The following is a 16,560-nucleotide window of genomic DNA, read 5'->3' on the forward strand; positions in this document are numbered from 1 at the left end:
CGGTTTTTTTATTTAGCAGCATCAATAAAACTTCCGTTCATGCTTACTGAAGTCCAGTTGAATGATCCAATCGCATTTGAAATTGACACAGGAGCAAAAGTGTAGCAACTGGTTGATGTGAAAATAGAAAATAGATCTTCATTAACCATAGCTTTAATAAATTGGCCCGTTATAGGGTTTGAAGCATACCAGTTGCAGGTAGATACAGTATTGGTATTAGAAATTGTTTTGCCAAAACCATAGCCATTAGTGGTTGTTACAACTCCAATCCCTCTAAATAAAGGCATAATATCAATAGGAGTCCCGTTAAGGCTTTGACTAAACCAACTAAAAGTCACATTGTTATTGGCATCTTCACTATCTGAAAAGACATAAGCATTAGTAGTTGTTAATATTCCAAATTTTCCACCAGTAGCTATTATTTTTATTGGAGTTCCTGTTAAAGAAATTGAATACCATTGAATATTATTATTATCACTATTTATTGCAGCAACATAAGCATGTGTTGAAGTTAATATTCCTATGTTAAAGTCTGATCCTACGATTTTTATGGGTTGACCCGATAATGGTTGTGAAAACCATTGGTTTGCCGTGTTATACCCATTTAAAAAACAGTATCCGGTATTTGATGTCATGTACCCAACCGTTCTAGCATTAGAATCAGTATAGCCTATTATATCAGTAGCATTAACATTGTGGGCTGATTCTGCATACAAAGCATAAGGCACTGAGAGCAATTGGGTCGTACCAACATAGTTGTAATTTGAACCACTGCCGGTTTGATTTAATTCTACTTTTAAATATTTAGTATTAGTACCCCAAATAATAGCAGGGAATGTACCTGTAACTGGAGTACCAAATCCTATAATCAAATTAAATAATCCTCCCCTGCCAGTAGTCACTTGATGAGTTTCAGTATATAAAACACTCCCGTTGACACTACTATCAAGTATAGAAAGTCTAATACCAATAACGGAATTTGGAATAGGATTTCCATTAGTATCTAGAGCAATAGCTTGATAAGAAATACCCTGAGGTACTTGTGCCCAACTATGAAAAGTAATAAATAATATAAGGGATAGTAATACTTTTTTCATAATGTAAAGTTTTATATGCTTTATGTAATCTAAATAATAAGGACTTAAATAGTAGCAAGGTGTACTTCAATAAAACTCTTTTAATTTGTTTCTGAAACGGTTATTGTTGGTGATGAATTCGAGTTAAATGTTTGTGAAACCCAAGTTCCAGTTCTTCCGTTATAAGTATATGCTTTACTATCTGTAAAATCTATAAAGGCAAAATTTCCATTAGAAGCTGTTAAAGTAGGCGAGGAATTTGAATTGAATGTTTGAAATGACCAACTGCCTGTTCTACCATTAAAGGCATAGACTTTACTGTCTGTAAAATCTACAAAGGCAAAGTTACCATTGGTTTGTACTAAGTCAGGAGAAGAATTTGGATTAAAGCTTTGTGAAGACCATGCACCTGTTTTACCGTTATAAGAATATATTTTACTACCTGAATAATCGGTAAAAACAAAATTTCCATTAGAAGCCGTTAAAGTAGGTGAGGAATTTGAATTGAATGTTTGTGAGGACCAAATTCCGGTTTTTCCATTACAAACAAAAACCTTACTGGTCGTAAAATCTATGAAAGCAAAACTACCTTTAGTTTCTACTAAATCAGGTGAAGAATTAGGATTAAAAGCTTGAGAAGACCAAGTCCCTATAATACTGTTGAAAACATAGGCTTTGCTATCGGAGAAATCAATAAACCCAAAATTAGAAGATTGGTTGGAAACGATATCATCATTTATCCCTGTGTTTCCAGCAATACTAGCTACACTTCCTGCATGCATTGCATAAGGAACTGAAAGCAATTGTGTAGTACCAACAGCAACATAGGTTGTCCCACCAGTTGCATCCATTTCAACTTTTAAGAATTTAGAATTGGTTCCCCAATTGATGGCAGTAAAAGTTCCCGAAACTATTGTTCCTTGACCAATAACAAGATTAAATAAACCTTGAGCATTCGTGGTTTTTAATTGTGTTTCTGAATATAAAACGGTTCCAGTCGCAGAAGTATCTAATATTGAAAGTTTCACTCTTACGTTGCCACTTACAACAGGAGCACCTGAACCATTTATAGCTATAGCTTGATAGGATATCCCTTGTGGGACTTGTGCAAAAGTTAAAGCAGATAGAAATAGTGACGCTATTATTAATATTTTTTTCATTGTATTTGATTATATGTTTGCTTGATAAGAGCAGGTTTTTTTTATTCTACGATTATAATAAATAGTACTTTTTTTTAATTAGAAGGGGAAGAAATTAATCCCCCGGTAGCACTAACTGTTCCAGCTTGAACTGTCCATACTCCTGAACTTTTTGTATAAGCATATACATTTCCAGAGGTGGTACCAAAAGCAAAATTTCCATTAGAGCTTATAAGTCCTCCTGAACTGCTAACAGTTCCTGATTGGGCAATCCAAGTATTTGTTGATGGGTTAAAAGCATACACGGTTCCAGAAGTACTGCCAAAAGCAAAACTTCCATTAGATCCTACTAAACCTCCAGTGCTACTAACAGATCCGCTTTGGCCATACCAGATTCCTGTATTTTTATTAAAAGCATATACCGTTCCAGATGTACTAGCAAAAGCAAAATTTCCATTAGAACCTATTAGTCCACCTGAACTGCTAACAGTACCTGATTGTGCTATCCATGTATTTGTTGAAGAATTAAAAGCATATACCGTTCCAGAGGTACTACGAAAAGCAACATTTTTATTAGAACTAATTAATCCACCAACTGCACTAACTGATCCAGATTGACCAACCCAAGCACCAGTAGTAGCATTAAAAGCATAAACATTGCCTGAAGTGCTAGCAAAAGCAAAATTTGAAGTTTTATTATTTTCTATACTGTCATTTGCAGAAGCATCTGCTAAACTCCCTGCCGTCATAGCATATGGAACTGAAAGTAATTGTGTTGTGCCAACCAATACATAAGTTGTTCCTCCAGTAGCATCCATCTCCACTTTCAAGAATTTAGAATTAATTCCCCAATTGATGGTGGCAAAAGTTCCCGAAACTACTGTCCCTTGCCCAATAACAAGATTAAATAATCCTTGGGCATTAGTGGTTTTTAAATGTGTTTCTGAATATAAAACGGTTCCAGAAGTTGTACTGTCAAGAATTGAAAGTCTCACCCTAACATTCGAACTCACAACAGGAGCTCCTGAACCATTTAAAGCAATCGCTTGATAAGAAATGCCTTGAGGGACTTGAGCCAATGTGAATAAGGAAATAAAAAGGGTAAATAATATAAATAGTTTTTTCATAATAGAAAATTGATTTTAATGTTTGATTATTTTAAAGGAATTGATGCTCTTGTTAGCGAATTGAATAAGGTACATTCCCGAAGAAAGCTCCGATAAATCCAAAGCATTGTCTCCTGTTATTTTCTTTTCAGAGATTAATTGTCCCGATAAATTAAAAACAGAAACTTTCTCATCCAGTAGATTGGTATCTGTTTGAAAGTATACCGTTGACGTGGTTGGATTTGGATAAACCGTAATTTTGTTGCTTAATTCCAATTTTGGAACTTCCAATGTTTGAACCAAGATTCCAATTATTCCAGAACTAGATTGGGATTGATTTTGAGGAACCACCACAATTTCACCAATAGAAACTGAAGAACTTGCAGTAATCAAACTTCCCGAGTTAACGGATTGTATTAGAGATTGCGAACTGGCTGAAACGGTTATGATTAAAAACGTAAATAGTATTAGTTGTTTCATTTGCTAGAGTTTTTTTTTACAAATATAAATATTATTAAGGAACTATTTAACCTAATTTATACTATCAAATACTATTTTTGTGTAACTTTCGTTAGTATTAAAACCAGTGTATGAAACCTATTTTTGTTTTTCTCTTTCTTCTTATTGCAACTTCTTTTCGTGCACAGGAGCAATTGGCTCTTTATTTTGACAGCAATAAATTTGAATTAAATGCCAAGGAACAAGCAAAACTTACTGGTTGGATTAGTGAAAACAAAAACAATAAAATTGTGGCTATTCACGGTTTTACTGATGAAGATGGTACTAACGGATTCAATGATACTTTGGCTCAAAACAGAGTGAATTTCATATTTAATGTAGTCAAAAACCAAATCAAAATCAGAGAAGATTTTAAAACTAGAAGTTTTGGGGAAAGCTTTCAACAATCTAAAAATAAAGCAGAAAACAGAAAAGTACTGGTGTATTATATTTTAGAAAAAGACATCCCACGAGAAGATGAAATTCTAGGGATCAAAAAAGAAGTTGTTGTTGAAGAACCTAAACCTGATATCGATTATCCAGAAAAATTAGTCTTTGACAACCCTAACGGAACCCAATCGGAATTCAAATTGGACAGGGCTTTTATGAATAAAATTGGACATGCTAAAGCGGGAGAAAAACTTAAAATAGACAATCTCAACTTTATCATCAACACCTTTGCAGTAGTCCCAGAATCACGTGGAAAATTATACGAGTTGCTTTTAGTTCTTAGAAGTAATCCCACTTTGAAGATTGAAATTCAAGGACACTTATGTTGTATGCCTGTGGATAGAACAGATTTATCAACCCAAAGAGCCAAAGCCATTTACAATTTTTTAGTGGCCAATGATGTGTACAGAGCAAGATTATCCTATAAAGGTTTTGGAAGCACAGATCCAATTTACCCATTGCCTGAAAAAGACGAAAAAGAACGAGCTGCTAATCGCCGTGTTGAAATTTTAATTGTAGATAATTAAGATGCGTCATTCTTTTTTAATTTGTGTTCTGTTATTTTCGTTAGGTTGTATTGGTCAAAACAAGTTTGATGTTTTTTTTGATTTCAATCAAGATGTCCCTAATCAAGCATCGCAAGTAAAGATGAATCAATGGATTTTGAAAAATAAAAATGTTGAAATTACAAGGGTTTTAGGCTATTGCGATAGCGTTGATGATAGTAAATACAACAAAGATTTAGCCATGCGAAGAGTCAATTCGATGATAGCATTTTTGAATAAGAATGGGGTTAAGATAGCAGATAAAGTAGAGCTAAAATCATTTGGCAAAGATTTTAAGTTTTCTAAAAATCAAAGCGAGAACAGAAAAGTAGAAGTGTTTTATAATTTGATTTCAACTAATAATGAAGCTGTAAAAAATACTAAAACAATACCCGAAGGTCCTTTTGGCAGAAGACCAGAAAGAGAACTCAAAGGAGAGGAAACAAAGCAAAATGAACCAGAGGATATAGTAGAGGCTGCAGATATAGAAGCTATTGTAGAAGAAGAAAGAGCTACATTAGAATCGAAATTTGAAAAAGCCAAAAAAGGAGACTTGATTAGAATAAAAAATATCAACTTCGAATTTAATTCAGAAAAACTGATCTATCAATCGATACCTCTTTTGGATGAATTGCTTGATATTATGCTGAATAATCCGAAACTGGTGATTGAGATACACGGACATATTTGCTGTAACCCAAATCCGAATGATACCAAATTGTCTTATAGAAGGGCGCTTTTTATTCTTAAATATTTGACAACAAACGGAGTTGAGGTAAACAGACTTGCATTCAAAGGTTACGGAAGTAATGACCCGATATATAAACTGCCGGAAAGAAATGAAAAGGAACGCGCAGCTAACCGTAGAGTAGAAATTCTAATTGTAAATAAATAATGAAATTAAACATTATCATATTATTTTTTCTGGTTTCAATCAAATCGTTGGGGCAAAAGCAACTTGATGTTTTTTTCGATTTTAATAAAGATTTTCCCAATCAAAAATCAATTCTAGAAATTAACGAATGGATTGCCACAAATAAAAATGTAGAAATCACAAAGCTATTAGGCTATTGCGATAGTATTGACACGAAAGATTACAATAAAAAATTAGCGCTAAGACGTATTGAAAATGTTCAGATTTTATTGGATAAAAGTGGATTAAAGTTCAATAAAAATATAGAGAAAATTGCCTTTGGTAAAGATTTTAAGCAATCCAAAGTGCAAGCTGAGAATAGAAAAGTCACTATTTTTTATAAAGAACCCGAAGTTGTTGCTGTCGAAAGTGAATTGACTAAGAGGATTAAAAATTCTAAAGTTGGCGAAACCATTGCTTTACCTAATATTTATTTCTTTAATAATTCGGCAAGAATTGTTCCTAAGTCTGAACCCACTTTAATCGACTTGCGTTGCGCCATGGAAGAAAATCCCAAACTCAAAATTGAAATTCAAGGGCACATCTGTTGCCAGTTGGTCAGTGATTTAAATGATGTTTCTACTGCACGAGCACGAGCTATTTACAACTTTTTGCTCCGTAATAAAATTGACAGAAAACGAATGACTTTTAAAGGCTTTGGAACGTCAAGACCTATTCATCCCATCCCCGAAAAAACACCACAAGAAGAAGACGAAAATCGCCGTGTAGAGATTATGATTGTAGAGAAATAAGATTCCTAAAATTCACAATTCACAATTCACAATTCACAATTCACAATTGAAATACTTATCTTTGCGACACACAACTAACTACTACACATGAGCTCTGATAACAGTCAACGCTACCATCTTCGTGGGGTTTCCGCTTCTAAAGAAGATGTTCACAATGCTATTAAAAACATCGACAAGGGGTTATTTCCTAAAGCTTTCTGCAAAATTGTTCCCGATTATTTGACTAATGACGACAACTACTGTCTCATTATGCATGCGGATGGCGCTGGTACAAAATCCTCCTTAGCGTATTTGTATTGGAAAGAAACTGGAGATGTTTCGGTATGGAAAGGCATTGCTCAAGATGCTTTGATTATGAATATTGACGATTTACTTTGTGTGGGAGCAACGGATACTATTTTGCTTTCCTCTACCATTGGCAGAAACAAAAACCTAATTCCAGCCGAAGTCATATCAGCCATTATTAATGGAACAGAAGAGTTAATCGCTGAATTAAAAACCTATGGAGTTACCATTTATTCTACTGGTGGAGAAACGGCAGATGTTGGGGATTTAGTAAGAACCATTATCGTAGATTCCACAGTTACTGCCCGAATGAAACGCAGTGAAGTGATTGACAATGCTAATATTCAAGCTGGTGATGTCATTGTTGGTTTAGCTTCTTTCGGTCAAGCCAAATATGAGAAGAGTTATAATGGCGGCATGGGAAGCAACGGATTAACCTCGGCACGACATGATGTTTTTGCTAAATATTTAGCCGATAAATATCCTGAAAGTTTTGATGCTTCGGTGCCTGATGATTTAGTGTATTCTGGAAATGTAAAATTGACGGATGCTGTTCAAAACTCACCTATAGATGCTGGGAAATTGGTGCTTTCCCCCACAAGAACTTATGCGCCCATTATCAAATCAATTTTAAATAAATACACACCAAATGATATTCACGGAATGGTGCATTGCTCAGGCGGCGCCCAAACTAAAGTCTTGCATTTTGTGGATAAGGTTCACGTCATCAAAGACAATTTATTTCCGGTGCCACCGCTCTTTAAACTAATCCAAGAACAATCTAAAACGGATTGGAAAGAAATGTACCAAGTCTTCAATTGTGGTCACCGCATGGAATTATACGTTCCTTCAGCTATTGCGAAAGATATCATCGAAATCTCAAAATCTTTTGGTGTTGAGGCTCAAATTGTCGGTAGAGTAGAAGCTAGTGAAACCAAAAAACTCACCATTACTAGTGAGTTCGGAAAGTTTGAGTATTAGTTTAATTTGTCATTCTGACGAAGGAAGAATCTCTTCTCATAATCATTTACATGAACTTTATTGAACCCACTAAGGTCAAGTTATTTCATTAAGCTACATTAACTCCAAATAAATAGCCCACTAATGCAGTCAATCCCATAGCAGCAGTTCCCCAAAAGGTAATTCTGATGATGGCTTTTTGAATACTTGAGCCTCCTGTTTTGGCAGCAATTACCCCAAGCAAGATTAGGAACATCAGTGCAAAAGCATACAGCGAATACTCCATGTTTTTTAAAGGTAAAAATAAGGTTACCAGCAACGGAAGCAATCCACCAAGAGTAAACGAAGCACCCGAAGCCAATGCGGCTTGAATAGGATTGGCTTGTGAGATTTCATTAATACCTAATTCATCTCTGACATGAGCTCCCAAAGCATCATGTTCTGTTAGTTCTTTGGCCACCAGTAAAGCGGTTTCTTTCTTTAAGCCTCTATTTTCATAAATCTCTGCCAATCGTTGTAATTCAATTTCTGGCATGTCTAATAATTCCTGTGCTTCTCTTTCGATATCGGCTTTTTCTACATCGGTTTGAGAGCTAACGGAAACATATTCACCTGCCGCCATAGACAACGCTCCAGCAACTAATCCAGCAACAGTGGCTAACACAATAGGTTCTCTAAAATGACTGGCTGCCGAAACTCCAATGGCAATACTCGCTGTGGATAAAATACCATCATTGGCACCAAGAACGGCAGCTCTTAACCAATTGCTTTTATGTATGTAGTGCGAAGCTAAATAATCGTCTGTGTGGTCTTCCATAATCGAACATTTTATAATTTGGATATAAAGGGAAGCACTAATTTATGAAAAATTGTTGTGCTTTTATCAGTTAATTTCATTTCCGAATTACTTCCAGATTTTAAAATTCAGTTTGAATTTTTTCTTTTCAAGAAGCGATAGCCAGTCAATAAATAATAGCGCACAGATTAGCAATAAACCAAAAAGTAAACTGCCAATTGACTTCCAAGATAAAGCAGCGCTCAACATATCAGTAACATTTTCAGAAGCAAATTTGCCCAAATGAACAGCAATAGCATCGCTTACGAATTTACCGATAAAGAACGCAGGAATAATTTGAATAGGTTTTATTCGAGCCATACCGCCAGCTAAAAAGAGTGGAGTAGTAGGTAATGGTAATAAGGAATAAGCCAAAATAATCAGTTGACTTTTCCATCCTTTCTCGGTTAATTTTTTTCCAAGAAATTGTACTTCTTTGTTTTTTTCGGGTTTAAAGATTTTATCGGCTAACAAAGGGATGTATAACGTAAGCACATACCTTCCTAAAATAGAACCTATAACTCCAATAATGATGACCAACCAAGTATTCAGTTTGAACATGATTTGCAAAGGTACCATTATGGAAAAAGCGGGAGGAAAAGGAAAAGGAACTACATCAAACAAAAAGGCTCCTGCAAAAACTAATAAATACTGCCACCACATAGTTGATATAATTATTTATAAAAGCAATTTAAATATCGCTATGTAAATGTCCGATTTTTTTAAAAGTAATCGTAACAGAAATCCAATTTTAATTTAGTGAACTAGTAATTTAATTCAGAGTTCTGTCAATTTAGTTTGGTGAACTAGTAATTTAATTCAGGGTTCTGTCAATTTAGTTTAATGAACTAGTAATTTAATTCAGAGTTCTGTCAATTTAGTTTGGTGAACTAGTAATTAAATTAAGGGTTCTGTCAATTTAGTTTAGTGAACTAGTATCTTAATTCAGAGTTCTGTCAATTTAGTTTGGTGAACTAGTATCTTAATTGAGAGTTCTGTGAATTTAATTGCGTGAACTATTTATTAACCAATCTTTACGGAGGTCATGCTCAAACTCCCCGCTACTAATTTGTCATTAAATAGGGATAGGTCTTCGTCTTTTTGCTTTAGCCCTAATGTGTAAATCAAAGGTAAATAATGATCTGGAGTAGGAACAGCTAATTGAATAGCAGTCGATTTTGTTTCATACTCAATCAGCGACTGAAAATCGCCTTTCAAGAGATAATTGTTTAACACGCTTCTGGCTTCTATCGCCCAATCAAAACCATAATTATCTTTATCAAAATTATGAAAATCTACTAATCGTAAATTATGAATGATATTTCCGCTGCCTATAATCAGAATGCCTTTGTCACGCAGTTTGCTTAGTTTTTGAGCCAAATCGAAATGGTATTGTGCTGGTTTAGTATAATCAATGCTCAACTGAATTACCGGAATGTCGGCTTTGGGATATAAATGCTTCAATACTGACCAGGCGCCGTGGTCTAGTCCCCATTTTTCATCTAGCTCTACTAGTGTAGGTTCTAATAATAGTTTAGTGGTTTCTGCAAGAGCTGGACTTCCTTTGGCAGGATATTGCACTTCGTATAAAGCTTTTGGAAATCCACCAAAGTCGTGAATGGTTTGAGGCATTTCCATAGCGGTAACTTTAGTGCCATTGGTAAACCAATGCGCCGAAATGCAGATAATTGCACTAGGTTTTGGAAGGGTTTTGGCAACATTTCTAAAACCAGTAACAAACTGATTTTCTTCGATAGCATTCATCGGGCTACCATGACCTATGAACAATAAGGGCATTCGTTCCGAATTCGGTAAACTGTTTGAGAATTGTTCTAAGTTGTTCAGGTTTTGCATGAGTAGCAATAGGATTTATTTGAAATTTTTACGTAATTCGATTATGTTTTGATTTGGTCCGTCTAAGTTTACAAAACCCCTTCTTGGCCTGTCTAAATCATAAGTAAACAATATAACTAATGAAACCAGCAAACAAAATCCGATTTGGACCAACCAATCAATTTTACCTTTTCTGGCTTCCGAATAACCGCTGTAAAATGCAGAAATTATGGCCAGTAAAAACAGCATCATCAAAATGCTTTCAGGTACTTTTGCCTTTTCTCCAGCAAGCCTTGAGGTAGATGCGTCTATCATCGTATTTAAAGCAGGAATCATTTGTTGGGTAGCTGACAGATTGGTGGGCTCTTTAGAAAGTTCGCTTGCCCGATGCCATAATCGTGAAGATATTGTTTGAGAGATACTATCGGCTTTCTCAATGTCCTTAGTGTTAGATCCAACTTGATAGTAAGCAATCCTGCTTTCCACGTATTGCTTGAAATCTTTTCGAAATAATTCCCTTTCTGAATCTGGATATAAATCACTTCGCAAAATAGCAGTTCCAATATCGTTTGCCTCTTCCACAACAATTGCCCTGCGGTCATCATAACGACTGCCACTCATTCCAAAGGTAAAGGCTAGTAAAAAAAATAATAGTCCAATATGAGCAGAAGTCTCTGTTAAATTTTTTTTAGATTGTTTATTGTTATTTATTTTATTGCCAATTTTCACCCCTATAAAAGTGGCGCTGATCATTAAAATAAAAAGTAGTAATGAAATGATCCAAGCATCGATTTGAAAGAGTAAATCTGTTTTCATATTTTGTGTTTAGGATTTTGATAAATTTACTACAGGCTTTTTAAAGGATTTGGCTAACGTAAAAATAACAAATCTGTTTCCAACTTTTTCAAAAACTTTGCGACCTTTGTTATCAAAGAAATAATTATGATAATCAATCTAAAAAACGGAGTAGACCAATTGCTTTTTGGGATGAAACAAAACCATGTTGAGGCTATTTATGGCAAACCAGACAAGCAGTATAAAGATGAAGATGGGAATGTGATTTGTTTGTACAATCAACAAAAATGGAGTTTGACTTTTTATGAAGAAGAAGACTTCCGTTTGGGCTACATCATTTGTTCACACGCGGATGCTACCATTTTAGATAAAAAAGTAATTGGTAAAAACATTGATGAGATTAAGCAAGCCTTACCTTTTAAATCTTGGACCAAAGAAGATTTTGATACTACCGAAAATCATTTCAATGAGAGCAATTGGTTAATTCTGCAATCAGAATATAATGATATTATCCGAGTGGAAATAGGTGCTATTATTAATGACAAAGATGAATTTGATTGGAAGTTTAAGGCTTAAATAATTTCGGCACTTAAACCCGCTTCCAGCAATTGATTGCATTGCGGTTTTAACTCATCAAAAGAACCAGTTTTTACGGTGCATTTTCCTTTATAGTGAACCAAGATGGCACATTGTTCGGCTTGCTCTGAAGTGTGTTGGCAAACTCGAATTAAGGTGTCAATTACGTGGTCAAAGGTATTGACATCGTCATTATACAATACGATTTCGTTGTTAACTCCAACTTGTTCTTCGACTAAAACGTCTTCCTGTACTTTTTCTATAGTGCTCATTTTCATTTCGTTTTACTAGAGTAATTTTTTCTGTTGCTAATTTACATATTTCAAAGAAACCCAATTATTTCTTTCGAATTTTTTAACATAGGTCAAGCCTTTTTCTGTGCAAGAACTATCAATAAATGGAATGTCTTCAATGTAAAATCCGCTTAATAAAAGGATGCCGTTTTTGTTTAAACAATCCACATATTGTTGCATATCGTTCAACAGAATATTGCGGTTAATGTTAGCAATAATCAAGTCGTATTTTTTGCCTTCAAGTAAAGCAGCATCGCCTTCGTAAACCGAAATTTCATGGCAATTATTACGTTCTGCATTTTCTATAGAATTCAAGTAGCACCAGTTGTCGATATCAATGGCATCAATAGGTTTGGCTCCTTTCATTTCGGCAAGAATGGCTAATATGGCAGTGCCGCAACCCATGTCAAGGGTTTTTAGGTTGGTAACATCTGTTTCAAGAAGGTGTTGAATCATCATGTGAGTGGTTTCATGATGGCCAGTTCCGAAGCTCATTTTAGGTTCGATAACAATATCAAATTCGGCATTAGTTTTTGGATGGAAGGGTGCACGAACATGGCACTTTCCGTCTACATCAATGGGCTCGAAGTTTTTTTCCCATTCTTCGTTCCAATTGACTTGCGCAATTTCTTCGATTGTGTGGGAAATAGTGAACTCAGGAGAATGTAACAAATAAATATCATCTAATACGTCTTTTGTCCAAAGGTCTTTTTGAATATAAGCACTAAACCCATTTTCGGTTTCAATGAAACTTTCAAAAGGTTTTTCGCCTAATTCGGCAATTAAAATTTCAGAACCTAATACTTTGGGTTCCACCGAAAAATGATAGGCTAAATAGATGTTTGACATGGATTATTTTTTTGCAAAGGTAACAATCGATAAGGTTACTTAGAAATCATTCTTGCAAAAAACTTTAATCGTCTGTTCTAACAACTGTTTTTAAACTTGCGTTGGGAATTTCGTCTGGGGTTACAGCAAAAATCATTAGCTTGTTGTAGCGTTTGTTTTCAGCTTCATAAAGGTAGGTTATGGTATTTTCTTTGGGGTTATAAATTAATTTAGCTCTCATAAACTTGGAACGAATTTGCCAAGTTCCTTCATTTTCACTGGTTTGTGCAAATTCTATAATAGAACCATGGTGCAATCTTACTTGTCCATTATCCATCATACTAATCACGATATAACCATTGGTTTTTGAACCGATTTCACGAATATCAATGACTGAGTTTTCATATTCAGTTTCTTTCAATTCATACTTTTCAAACTCAGTATTCCAAACATAATATTTTCTGGAATCGGATTGAAATCGTTTCTGTGTATCAATTTGAGCATAACTATTCAGATAGAATAGCATCACAAAAAATAGAGCAAATTTAGTTTTCATTTGTTTTGACATTAGGGCGGGATAAAAATAGTGTATTATTTCGATTAAAAGCAAAAAAAATCGACAAAATGCAAAATATAAAGTTATTACATAAAAAAAACCTTTCAAATTAATGAAAGGTTTCAAGATAAAATATTTATTTTCTTATATCGAACTTACAATAGCTGCAAAATCATCTGCTTTTAAGGCCGCTCCTCCAATTAGTCCTCCATCCACATCTGGTTTTGAAAAAATTTCCTTAGCATTATCAGGTTTTACGCTTCCGCCATAAAGTATTGAAACCTCTTCGGCAATGTTGCTTTGGTAACGTTGTCTAACCGTTTCTCTGATGAATCTGTGCATTTCCTGAGCTTGTTCCGGTGATGCTGTTTCTCCAGTTCCAATGGCCCAGACAGGTTCATAAGCTAAAATAATTTGTTCCCAGTCCTTGTCTTTTAGATGAAACAAACCATCTCGTAATTGATTTTCTACTACATTGAAATGTTGGTTGTTTTGTCTGTCTTTTAATTCTTCGCCAAAGCAAAAAATTACGGTCATATTATTTTGTAAAGCAGTTGTTACTTTATCTGCCAAAATAAAATCGGTTTCATGAAAATATGCACGACGTTCAGAGTGACCAATTAGTACAATATTTACACCAATGCTTTTAAGCATACTAGCTGAAATTTCACCAGTATAAGCACCCCTTTCAAACTGACTCATGTTTTGTGCTGCCACATCAATATTCGTAAACTCTAAATGGTCTACAGCTGAAGCAAGGTTGACAAAGGTTGGAGCTACAATAATTTGGGCTTCACTGTCATGGGGTAGTTTTGCTATTAATTCATTTAGTAAATCTTCCGTTTCCTCAGCATTCTTGTTCATTTTCCAATTGCCGGCCACTATTTTTTGTCTCATTATTGTAGTTTTTTTAAGGTCTCGTTTATTTTTTCAAAATCAGTTTCAATGGCTCTATATGTTATAATATTACCTTTTTTATCAATTATAATATATCTTGGAATCCAATCTAAGTCTATTGATTTTCCAAATTCGCCTTTCATACCGTCGGTTGCCCAATAATGATCGCCTTTGAGTTCATGTTTTTGAATTCCTGCTTGCCATTTGTCAAAGGCTTTGTCCATTGAAATAAAAACATAATCTACACTAGGATTGTTAGCTTGCATGTCTTTTACTTTTGGCATGGCTTTGACACAATCGCTACACCATGATGCCCATACTTCTATGACGGTAACTTTTCCTAAATGACTTTTCAAAACATTCTCAAAAGAGGTTTCTGAATTGCTAGTAGTGACTAATTTTTTAGACAAACTTTCTTTAGAAAATTCCTTTTTTTGAGCATTGGTACAAGCTATTATAGCTATAACTGCAATGAGTGATAAAACAGTTTTTTTCATATTATTTTTTATAAAATTCAGTACCGGATTATTGTTAATAGAATTAGTCAATTTTTTTATTTTTAGTAGCATCTTTCAAATAAAATAATTTGTGTTTTCTTCTTTTTCTTTCGCGTTTTTGTTTTTTCTTTTTATAATCATAAAGATATTTTAGAATAACAACGAACCCTAGTATTGAAGTAAAAATAAAAGTGCTGCCCAAAAGTATGTATATAGTATTTCCTAAAGGAGGATCTTCTCTAGTTGAAATAAATTCTAAAACAACATAACCTAATGCAAAAACAAAAATACAAAAGCCGATTCCAATTAATCCTCTTATATGTACTCTTTGCGACATTATATATTTAATCATAATCTCTAATTTTGATGGAATTTATTTTTTGTTTGTCAAAAGAATAAAAATCCATTTAATTCCTAAAATTGAATTCACGATGACCCCTAAAATTCCAATTAGCATTCTATATGGAATACCTATAATTTTATTTTCGTTACCACTTTTGCTTATCAAATAAATTCCCAATAAGATAAAAAGCAAGGATATAAAAATATTAAAATATATTTTACTGACTGACTTTGTTTCCATTTTTCTAAATGAAATGCTGTAAAAAATTATTTTTTGAAATCTGAATACGGTTTGTTTATCAATTTTTGATAATCTACTGGATCAAACTTGTTTTCAGTAATGCCAAAATAATATTTAAGTTCGTTGCCATTCCATAAATATTTTACCCCCGGAGTGTCTTTTCCGTTACCCAAAACTTTCCAAAAAGGGATAACCTCGATTATTTTATAAGGATATTCCGCACCTGCTTCTTTGAAAAAATCCGGAATCAAATCGGCTTCTTCATTCATAAAGATAATCGATATTTCTGGGAAATTCTTATTTGCTTTTTTCAATTCTGTTAATTCTTTTGCGGCTTGACGGCAATGATCGCAACCTGGTACAAAGAAGCAAAGTGTTTTTCTGCCTTTATCAATATTGGCAAAATATTGAGTGTAACCTGATTTGTGTTTTTCAGGTTCATTATTTTCAGGTTTTACAATAGTTTCCACTTTCTTTAAAGTATCTTTTGCAATAACAGTTGGAGCAGTTTTCGTTGTATCTATTTGTGTTGTTGAAATCGTATCTGTTGTTGTATCTGCTGGACTTGAAACCGTAAAATTACTTGCAGGAGGCTGAATAGGGGCCAACATATAAATTCCTAAAATTGTAGCAAAAAGTACAGTGGTGAGTATCCAAAAGTTTCCATTTTTTTCTTTTTTGGGCAACAAATAATATAGGTATCCCAAAAGACCAACAGCAACAATGTTTTTAAGGATTGCCTGAATGGGAGTCATTGGTATTAGCTCGCCAAAACAACCGCAATTCCCAGTATTTCCTCCACTTAAAAAAGTAACATAACTGAGATGTCCAATAAAAACTAGAAGTAATAGAGTTGTCACAGGAACTATAAATTTTCGTAACCAATTATTTTGCAAAAGCAATAATCCTAATGCTAATTCGATACCAATTAGTGTTCTCGAAAAATAAGGTGCAAATCCTTCTGAAAATCCAAGTGGATATAATTGTTTTACTTCAAAAGTTGAAATAGCAAAATAAGGAGAGTCTAATAAATGACCTTTAGAAAGTTTGGCCAAAGCCGATACAATAAAAAGAGCAGCTACAATTATTCTCAGTGTCCACGCTAAATATGATTTTTTGGTTTCAGTAGTCATAATTTGAATT

At 34.1% G+C, this 16,560-nt stretch carries 20 protein-coding genes; 5 read left to right on the forward strand and 15 right to left on the reverse strand.

Going from position 1 to position 16,560, the window contains the following annotated elements; all coding sequences use genetic code 11:
• Positions 1 to 8: 8 nt before the first annotated feature.
• From OLM53_RS13330 to OLM53_RS13345, 4 genes are all read right to left on the reverse strand, one after another.
• Positions 9 to 1,097 carry a hypothetical protein gene (locus OLM53_RS13330; RefSeq protein ID WP_264520714.1) on the reverse strand — a complete coding sequence of 363 codons (1,089 nt, stop codon included), beginning with the start codon at positions 1,095 to 1,097 and terminating at the stop codon, positions 9 to 11.
• 80 nt (positions 1,098 to 1,177) lie between these two features.
• Positions 1,178 to 2,236: a hypothetical protein gene (locus OLM53_RS13335; RefSeq protein ID WP_264520715.1), complete on the reverse strand. Its 1,059-nt coding sequence runs from the start codon at positions 2,234 to 2,236 to the stop codon at positions 1,178 to 1,180.
• A gap of 74 nt (positions 2,237 to 2,310) precedes the next feature.
• Positions 2,311 to 3,342, reverse strand: a complete 1,032-nt coding sequence (locus tag OLM53_RS13340) for a PQQ-binding-like beta-propeller repeat protein (RefSeq protein ID WP_264520716.1) — start codon at positions 3,340 to 3,342, stop codon at positions 2,311 to 2,313.
• Between the two features lie 15 nt (positions 3,343 to 3,357).
• Positions 3,358 to 3,801: a T9SS type A sorting domain-containing protein gene (locus OLM53_RS13345; protein ID WP_264520717.1), complete on the reverse strand. Its 444-nt coding sequence runs from the start codon at positions 3,799 to 3,801 to the stop codon at positions 3,358 to 3,360.
• 110 nt (positions 3,802 to 3,911) lie between these two features.
• On the opposite strand from OLM53_RS13345, the gene OLM53_RS13350 reads away from it, so the two are divergent.
• From OLM53_RS13350 to OLM53_RS13365, 4 genes are all read left to right on the forward strand, one after another.
• Positions 3,912 to 4,796: an OmpA family protein gene (locus OLM53_RS13350; protein WP_264520718.1), complete on the forward strand. Its 885-nt coding sequence runs from the start codon at positions 3,912 to 3,914 to the stop codon at positions 4,794 to 4,796.
• Position 4,797: 1 nt separating this feature from the next.
• Positions 4,798 to 5,709 carry an OmpA family protein gene (locus OLM53_RS13355; RefSeq protein WP_264520719.1) on the forward strand — a complete coding sequence of 304 codons (912 nt, stop codon included), beginning with the start codon at positions 4,798 to 4,800 and terminating at the stop codon, positions 5,707 to 5,709.
• Positions 5,709 to 6,479, forward strand: a complete 771-nt coding sequence (locus OLM53_RS13360; RefSeq protein ID WP_264520720.1) for an OmpA family protein — start codon at positions 5,709 to 5,711, stop codon at positions 6,477 to 6,479. Before OLM53_RS13355 ends, OLM53_RS13360 begins: the two co-directional genes overlap by 1 nt.
• Positions 6,480 to 6,566: 87 nt before the next feature.
• Positions 6,567 to 7,745 carry an AIR synthase related protein gene (locus OLM53_RS13365; RefSeq protein WP_264520721.1) on the forward strand — a complete coding sequence of 393 codons (1,179 nt, stop codon included), beginning with the start codon at positions 6,567 to 6,569 and terminating at the stop codon, positions 7,743 to 7,745.
• 88 nt (positions 7,746 to 7,833) lie between these two features.
• On the opposite strand, the gene OLM53_RS13370 is transcribed toward OLM53_RS13365, so the two are convergent.
• From OLM53_RS13370 to OLM53_RS13385, 4 genes are all read right to left on the reverse strand, one after another.
• A complete protein-coding gene (locus tag OLM53_RS13370; RefSeq protein ID WP_264520722.1) occupies positions 7,834 to 8,541 on the reverse strand; it encodes a VIT family protein in 708 nt (235 codons plus the stop codon).
• A gap of 87 nt (positions 8,542 to 8,628) precedes the next feature.
• Entirely contained in the window at positions 8,629 to 9,222 is a 594-nt protein-coding gene (locus OLM53_RS13375; protein WP_264520723.1) for a hypothetical protein, read from the reverse strand.
• Between the two features lie 360 nt (positions 9,223 to 9,582).
• Positions 9,583 to 10,413: a 4,5-DOPA dioxygenase extradiol gene (ygiD, locus tag OLM53_RS13380; protein ID WP_264520724.1), complete on the reverse strand. Its 831-nt coding sequence runs from the start codon at positions 10,411 to 10,413 to the stop codon at positions 9,583 to 9,585.
• A 15-nt stretch (positions 10,414 to 10,428) separates the two neighbouring features.
• The gene (locus OLM53_RS13385) at positions 10,429 to 11,208 is read right to left on the reverse strand and encodes a hypothetical protein (protein ID WP_264520725.1); all 780 of its coding nucleotides are present in this window, start codon (positions 11,206 to 11,208) and stop codon (positions 10,429 to 10,431) included.
• A 126-nt stretch (positions 11,209 to 11,334) separates the two neighbouring features.
• On the opposite strand from OLM53_RS13385, the gene OLM53_RS13390 reads away from it, so the two are divergent.
• Complete coding sequence (locus tag OLM53_RS13390) at positions 11,335 to 11,763, forward strand: hypothetical protein (RefSeq protein ID WP_264520726.1); 429 nt, start codon at positions 11,335 to 11,337, stop codon at positions 11,761 to 11,763.
• Here OLM53_RS13390 and OLM53_RS13395 read toward each other — a convergent pair.
• The 7 genes from OLM53_RS13395 to OLM53_RS13425 all read right to left on the reverse strand — a co-directional run bounded on the left by OLM53_RS13395 (position 11,760) and on the right by OLM53_RS13425 (position 16,550).
• Positions 11,760 to 12,035, reverse strand: coding sequence for an ATP-dependent Clp protease adaptor ClpS (locus OLM53_RS13395; RefSeq protein ID WP_264520727.1), 276 nt, complete (start codon positions 12,033 to 12,035; stop codon positions 11,760 to 11,762). The two genes, OLM53_RS13390 and OLM53_RS13395, sit on opposite strands and share 4 nt — an antisense overlap.
• A gap of 36 nt (positions 12,036 to 12,071) precedes the next feature.
• Positions 12,072 to 12,905 (reverse strand): 50S ribosomal protein L11 methyltransferase, encoded by an 834-nt coding sequence (gene prmA, locus OLM53_RS13400; protein ID WP_264520728.1) that lies wholly within the window; start codon positions 12,903 to 12,905, stop codon positions 12,072 to 12,074.
• Between the two features lie 64 nt (positions 12,906 to 12,969).
• Entirely contained in the window at positions 12,970 to 13,440 is a 471-nt protein-coding gene (locus tag OLM53_RS13405; protein ID WP_264520729.1) for a hypothetical protein, read from the reverse strand.
• Between the two features lie 144 nt (positions 13,441 to 13,584).
• Positions 13,585 to 14,337, reverse strand: a complete 753-nt coding sequence (tpiA, locus tag OLM53_RS13410; protein ID WP_264520730.1) for a triose-phosphate isomerase — start codon at positions 14,335 to 14,337, stop codon at positions 13,585 to 13,587.
• Positions 14,337 to 14,834: a TlpA family protein disulfide reductase gene (locus OLM53_RS13415; RefSeq protein WP_264520731.1), complete on the reverse strand. Its 498-nt coding sequence runs from the start codon at positions 14,832 to 14,834 to the stop codon at positions 14,337 to 14,339. The genes tpiA and OLM53_RS13415 overlap by 1 nt, the downstream gene beginning before the upstream one ends.
• A 43-nt stretch (positions 14,835 to 14,877) precedes the next feature.
• Positions 14,878 to 15,186 (reverse strand): hypothetical protein, encoded by a 309-nt coding sequence (locus OLM53_RS13420; RefSeq protein WP_264520732.1) that lies wholly within the window; start codon positions 15,184 to 15,186, stop codon positions 14,878 to 14,880.
• A gap of 257 nt (positions 15,187 to 15,443) precedes the next feature.
• Positions 15,444 to 16,550, reverse strand: a complete 1,107-nt coding sequence (locus OLM53_RS13425) for a MauE/DoxX family redox-associated membrane protein (protein WP_264520733.1) — start codon at positions 16,548 to 16,550, stop codon at positions 15,444 to 15,446.
• Positions 16,551 to 16,560: the final 10 nt, after the last annotated feature.

Origin of the sequence: Flavobacterium sp. N1994 (assembly GCF_025947145.1) — a bacterium.
Classification (GTDB): domain Bacteria; phylum Bacteroidota; class Bacteroidia; order Flavobacteriales; family Flavobacteriaceae; genus Flavobacterium.

Bases quoted from the DNA above. Each gene is read 5' to 3' on its own strand.
- OLM53_RS13330 (WP_264520714.1), bottom strand. From the start codon at position 1,097: ATGAAAAAAGTATTACTATCCCTTATATTATTTATTACTTTTCATAGT.
- OLM53_RS13335 (WP_264520715.1), bottom strand. From the start codon at position 2,236: ATGAAAAAAATATTAATAATAGCGTCACTATTTCTATCTGCTTTAACT.
- OLM53_RS13340 (WP_264520716.1), bottom strand. From the start codon at position 3,342: ATGAAAAAACTATTTATATTATTTACCCTTTTTATTTCCTTATTCACA.
- OLM53_RS13345 (WP_264520717.1), bottom strand. From the start codon at position 3,801: ATGAAACAACTAATACTATTTACGTTTTTAATCATAACCGTTTCAGCC.
- OLM53_RS13350 (WP_264520718.1), top strand. From the start codon at position 3,912: ATGAAACCTATTTTTGTTTTTCTCTTTCTTCTTATTGCAACTTCTTTT.
- OLM53_RS13355 (WP_264520719.1), top strand. From the start codon at position 4,798: ATGCGTCATTCTTTTTTAATTTGTGTTCTGTTATTTTCGTTAGGTTGT.
- OLM53_RS13360 (WP_264520720.1), top strand. From the start codon at position 5,709: ATGAAATTAAACATTATCATATTATTTTTTCTGGTTTCAATCAAATCG.
- OLM53_RS13365 (WP_264520721.1), top strand. From the start codon at position 6,567: ATGAGCTCTGATAACAGTCAACGCTACCATCTTCGTGGGGTTTCCGCT.
- OLM53_RS13370 (WP_264520722.1), bottom strand. From the start codon at position 8,541: ATGGAAGACCACACAGACGATTATTTAGCTTCGCACTACATACATAAA.
- OLM53_RS13375 (WP_264520723.1), bottom strand. From the start codon at position 9,222: ATGTGGTGGCAGTATTTATTAGTTTTTGCAGGAGCCTTTTTGTTTGAT.
- ygiD (WP_264520724.1), bottom strand. From the start codon at position 10,413: ATGCAAAACCTGAACAACTTAGAACAATTCTCAAACAGTTTACCGAAT.
- OLM53_RS13385 (WP_264520725.1), bottom strand. From the start codon at position 11,208: ATGAAAACAGATTTACTCTTTCAAATCGATGCTTGGATCATTTCATTA.
- OLM53_RS13390 (WP_264520726.1), top strand. From the start codon at position 11,335: ATGATAATCAATCTAAAAAACGGAGTAGACCAATTGCTTTTTGGGATG.
- OLM53_RS13395 (WP_264520727.1), bottom strand. From the start codon at position 12,035: ATGAGCACTATAGAAAAAGTACAGGAAGACGTTTTAGTCGAAGAACAA.
- prmA (WP_264520728.1), bottom strand. From the start codon at position 12,905: ATGTCAAACATCTATTTAGCCTATCATTTTTCGGTGGAACCCAAAGTA.
- OLM53_RS13405 (WP_264520729.1), bottom strand. From the start codon at position 13,440: ATGAAAACTAAATTTGCTCTATTTTTTGTGATGCTATTCTATCTGAAT.
- tpiA (WP_264520730.1), bottom strand. From the start codon at position 14,337: ATGAGACAAAAAATAGTGGCCGGCAATTGGAAAATGAACAAGAATGCT.
- OLM53_RS13415 (WP_264520731.1), bottom strand. From the start codon at position 14,834: ATGAAAAAAACTGTTTTATCACTCATTGCAGTTATAGCTATAATAGCT.
- OLM53_RS13420 (WP_264520732.1), bottom strand. From the start codon at position 15,186: ATGATTAAATATATAATGTCGCAAAGAGTACATATAAGAGGATTAATT.
- OLM53_RS13425 (WP_264520733.1), bottom strand. From the start codon at position 16,550: ATGACTACTGAAACCAAAAAATCATATTTAGCGTGGACACTGAGAATA.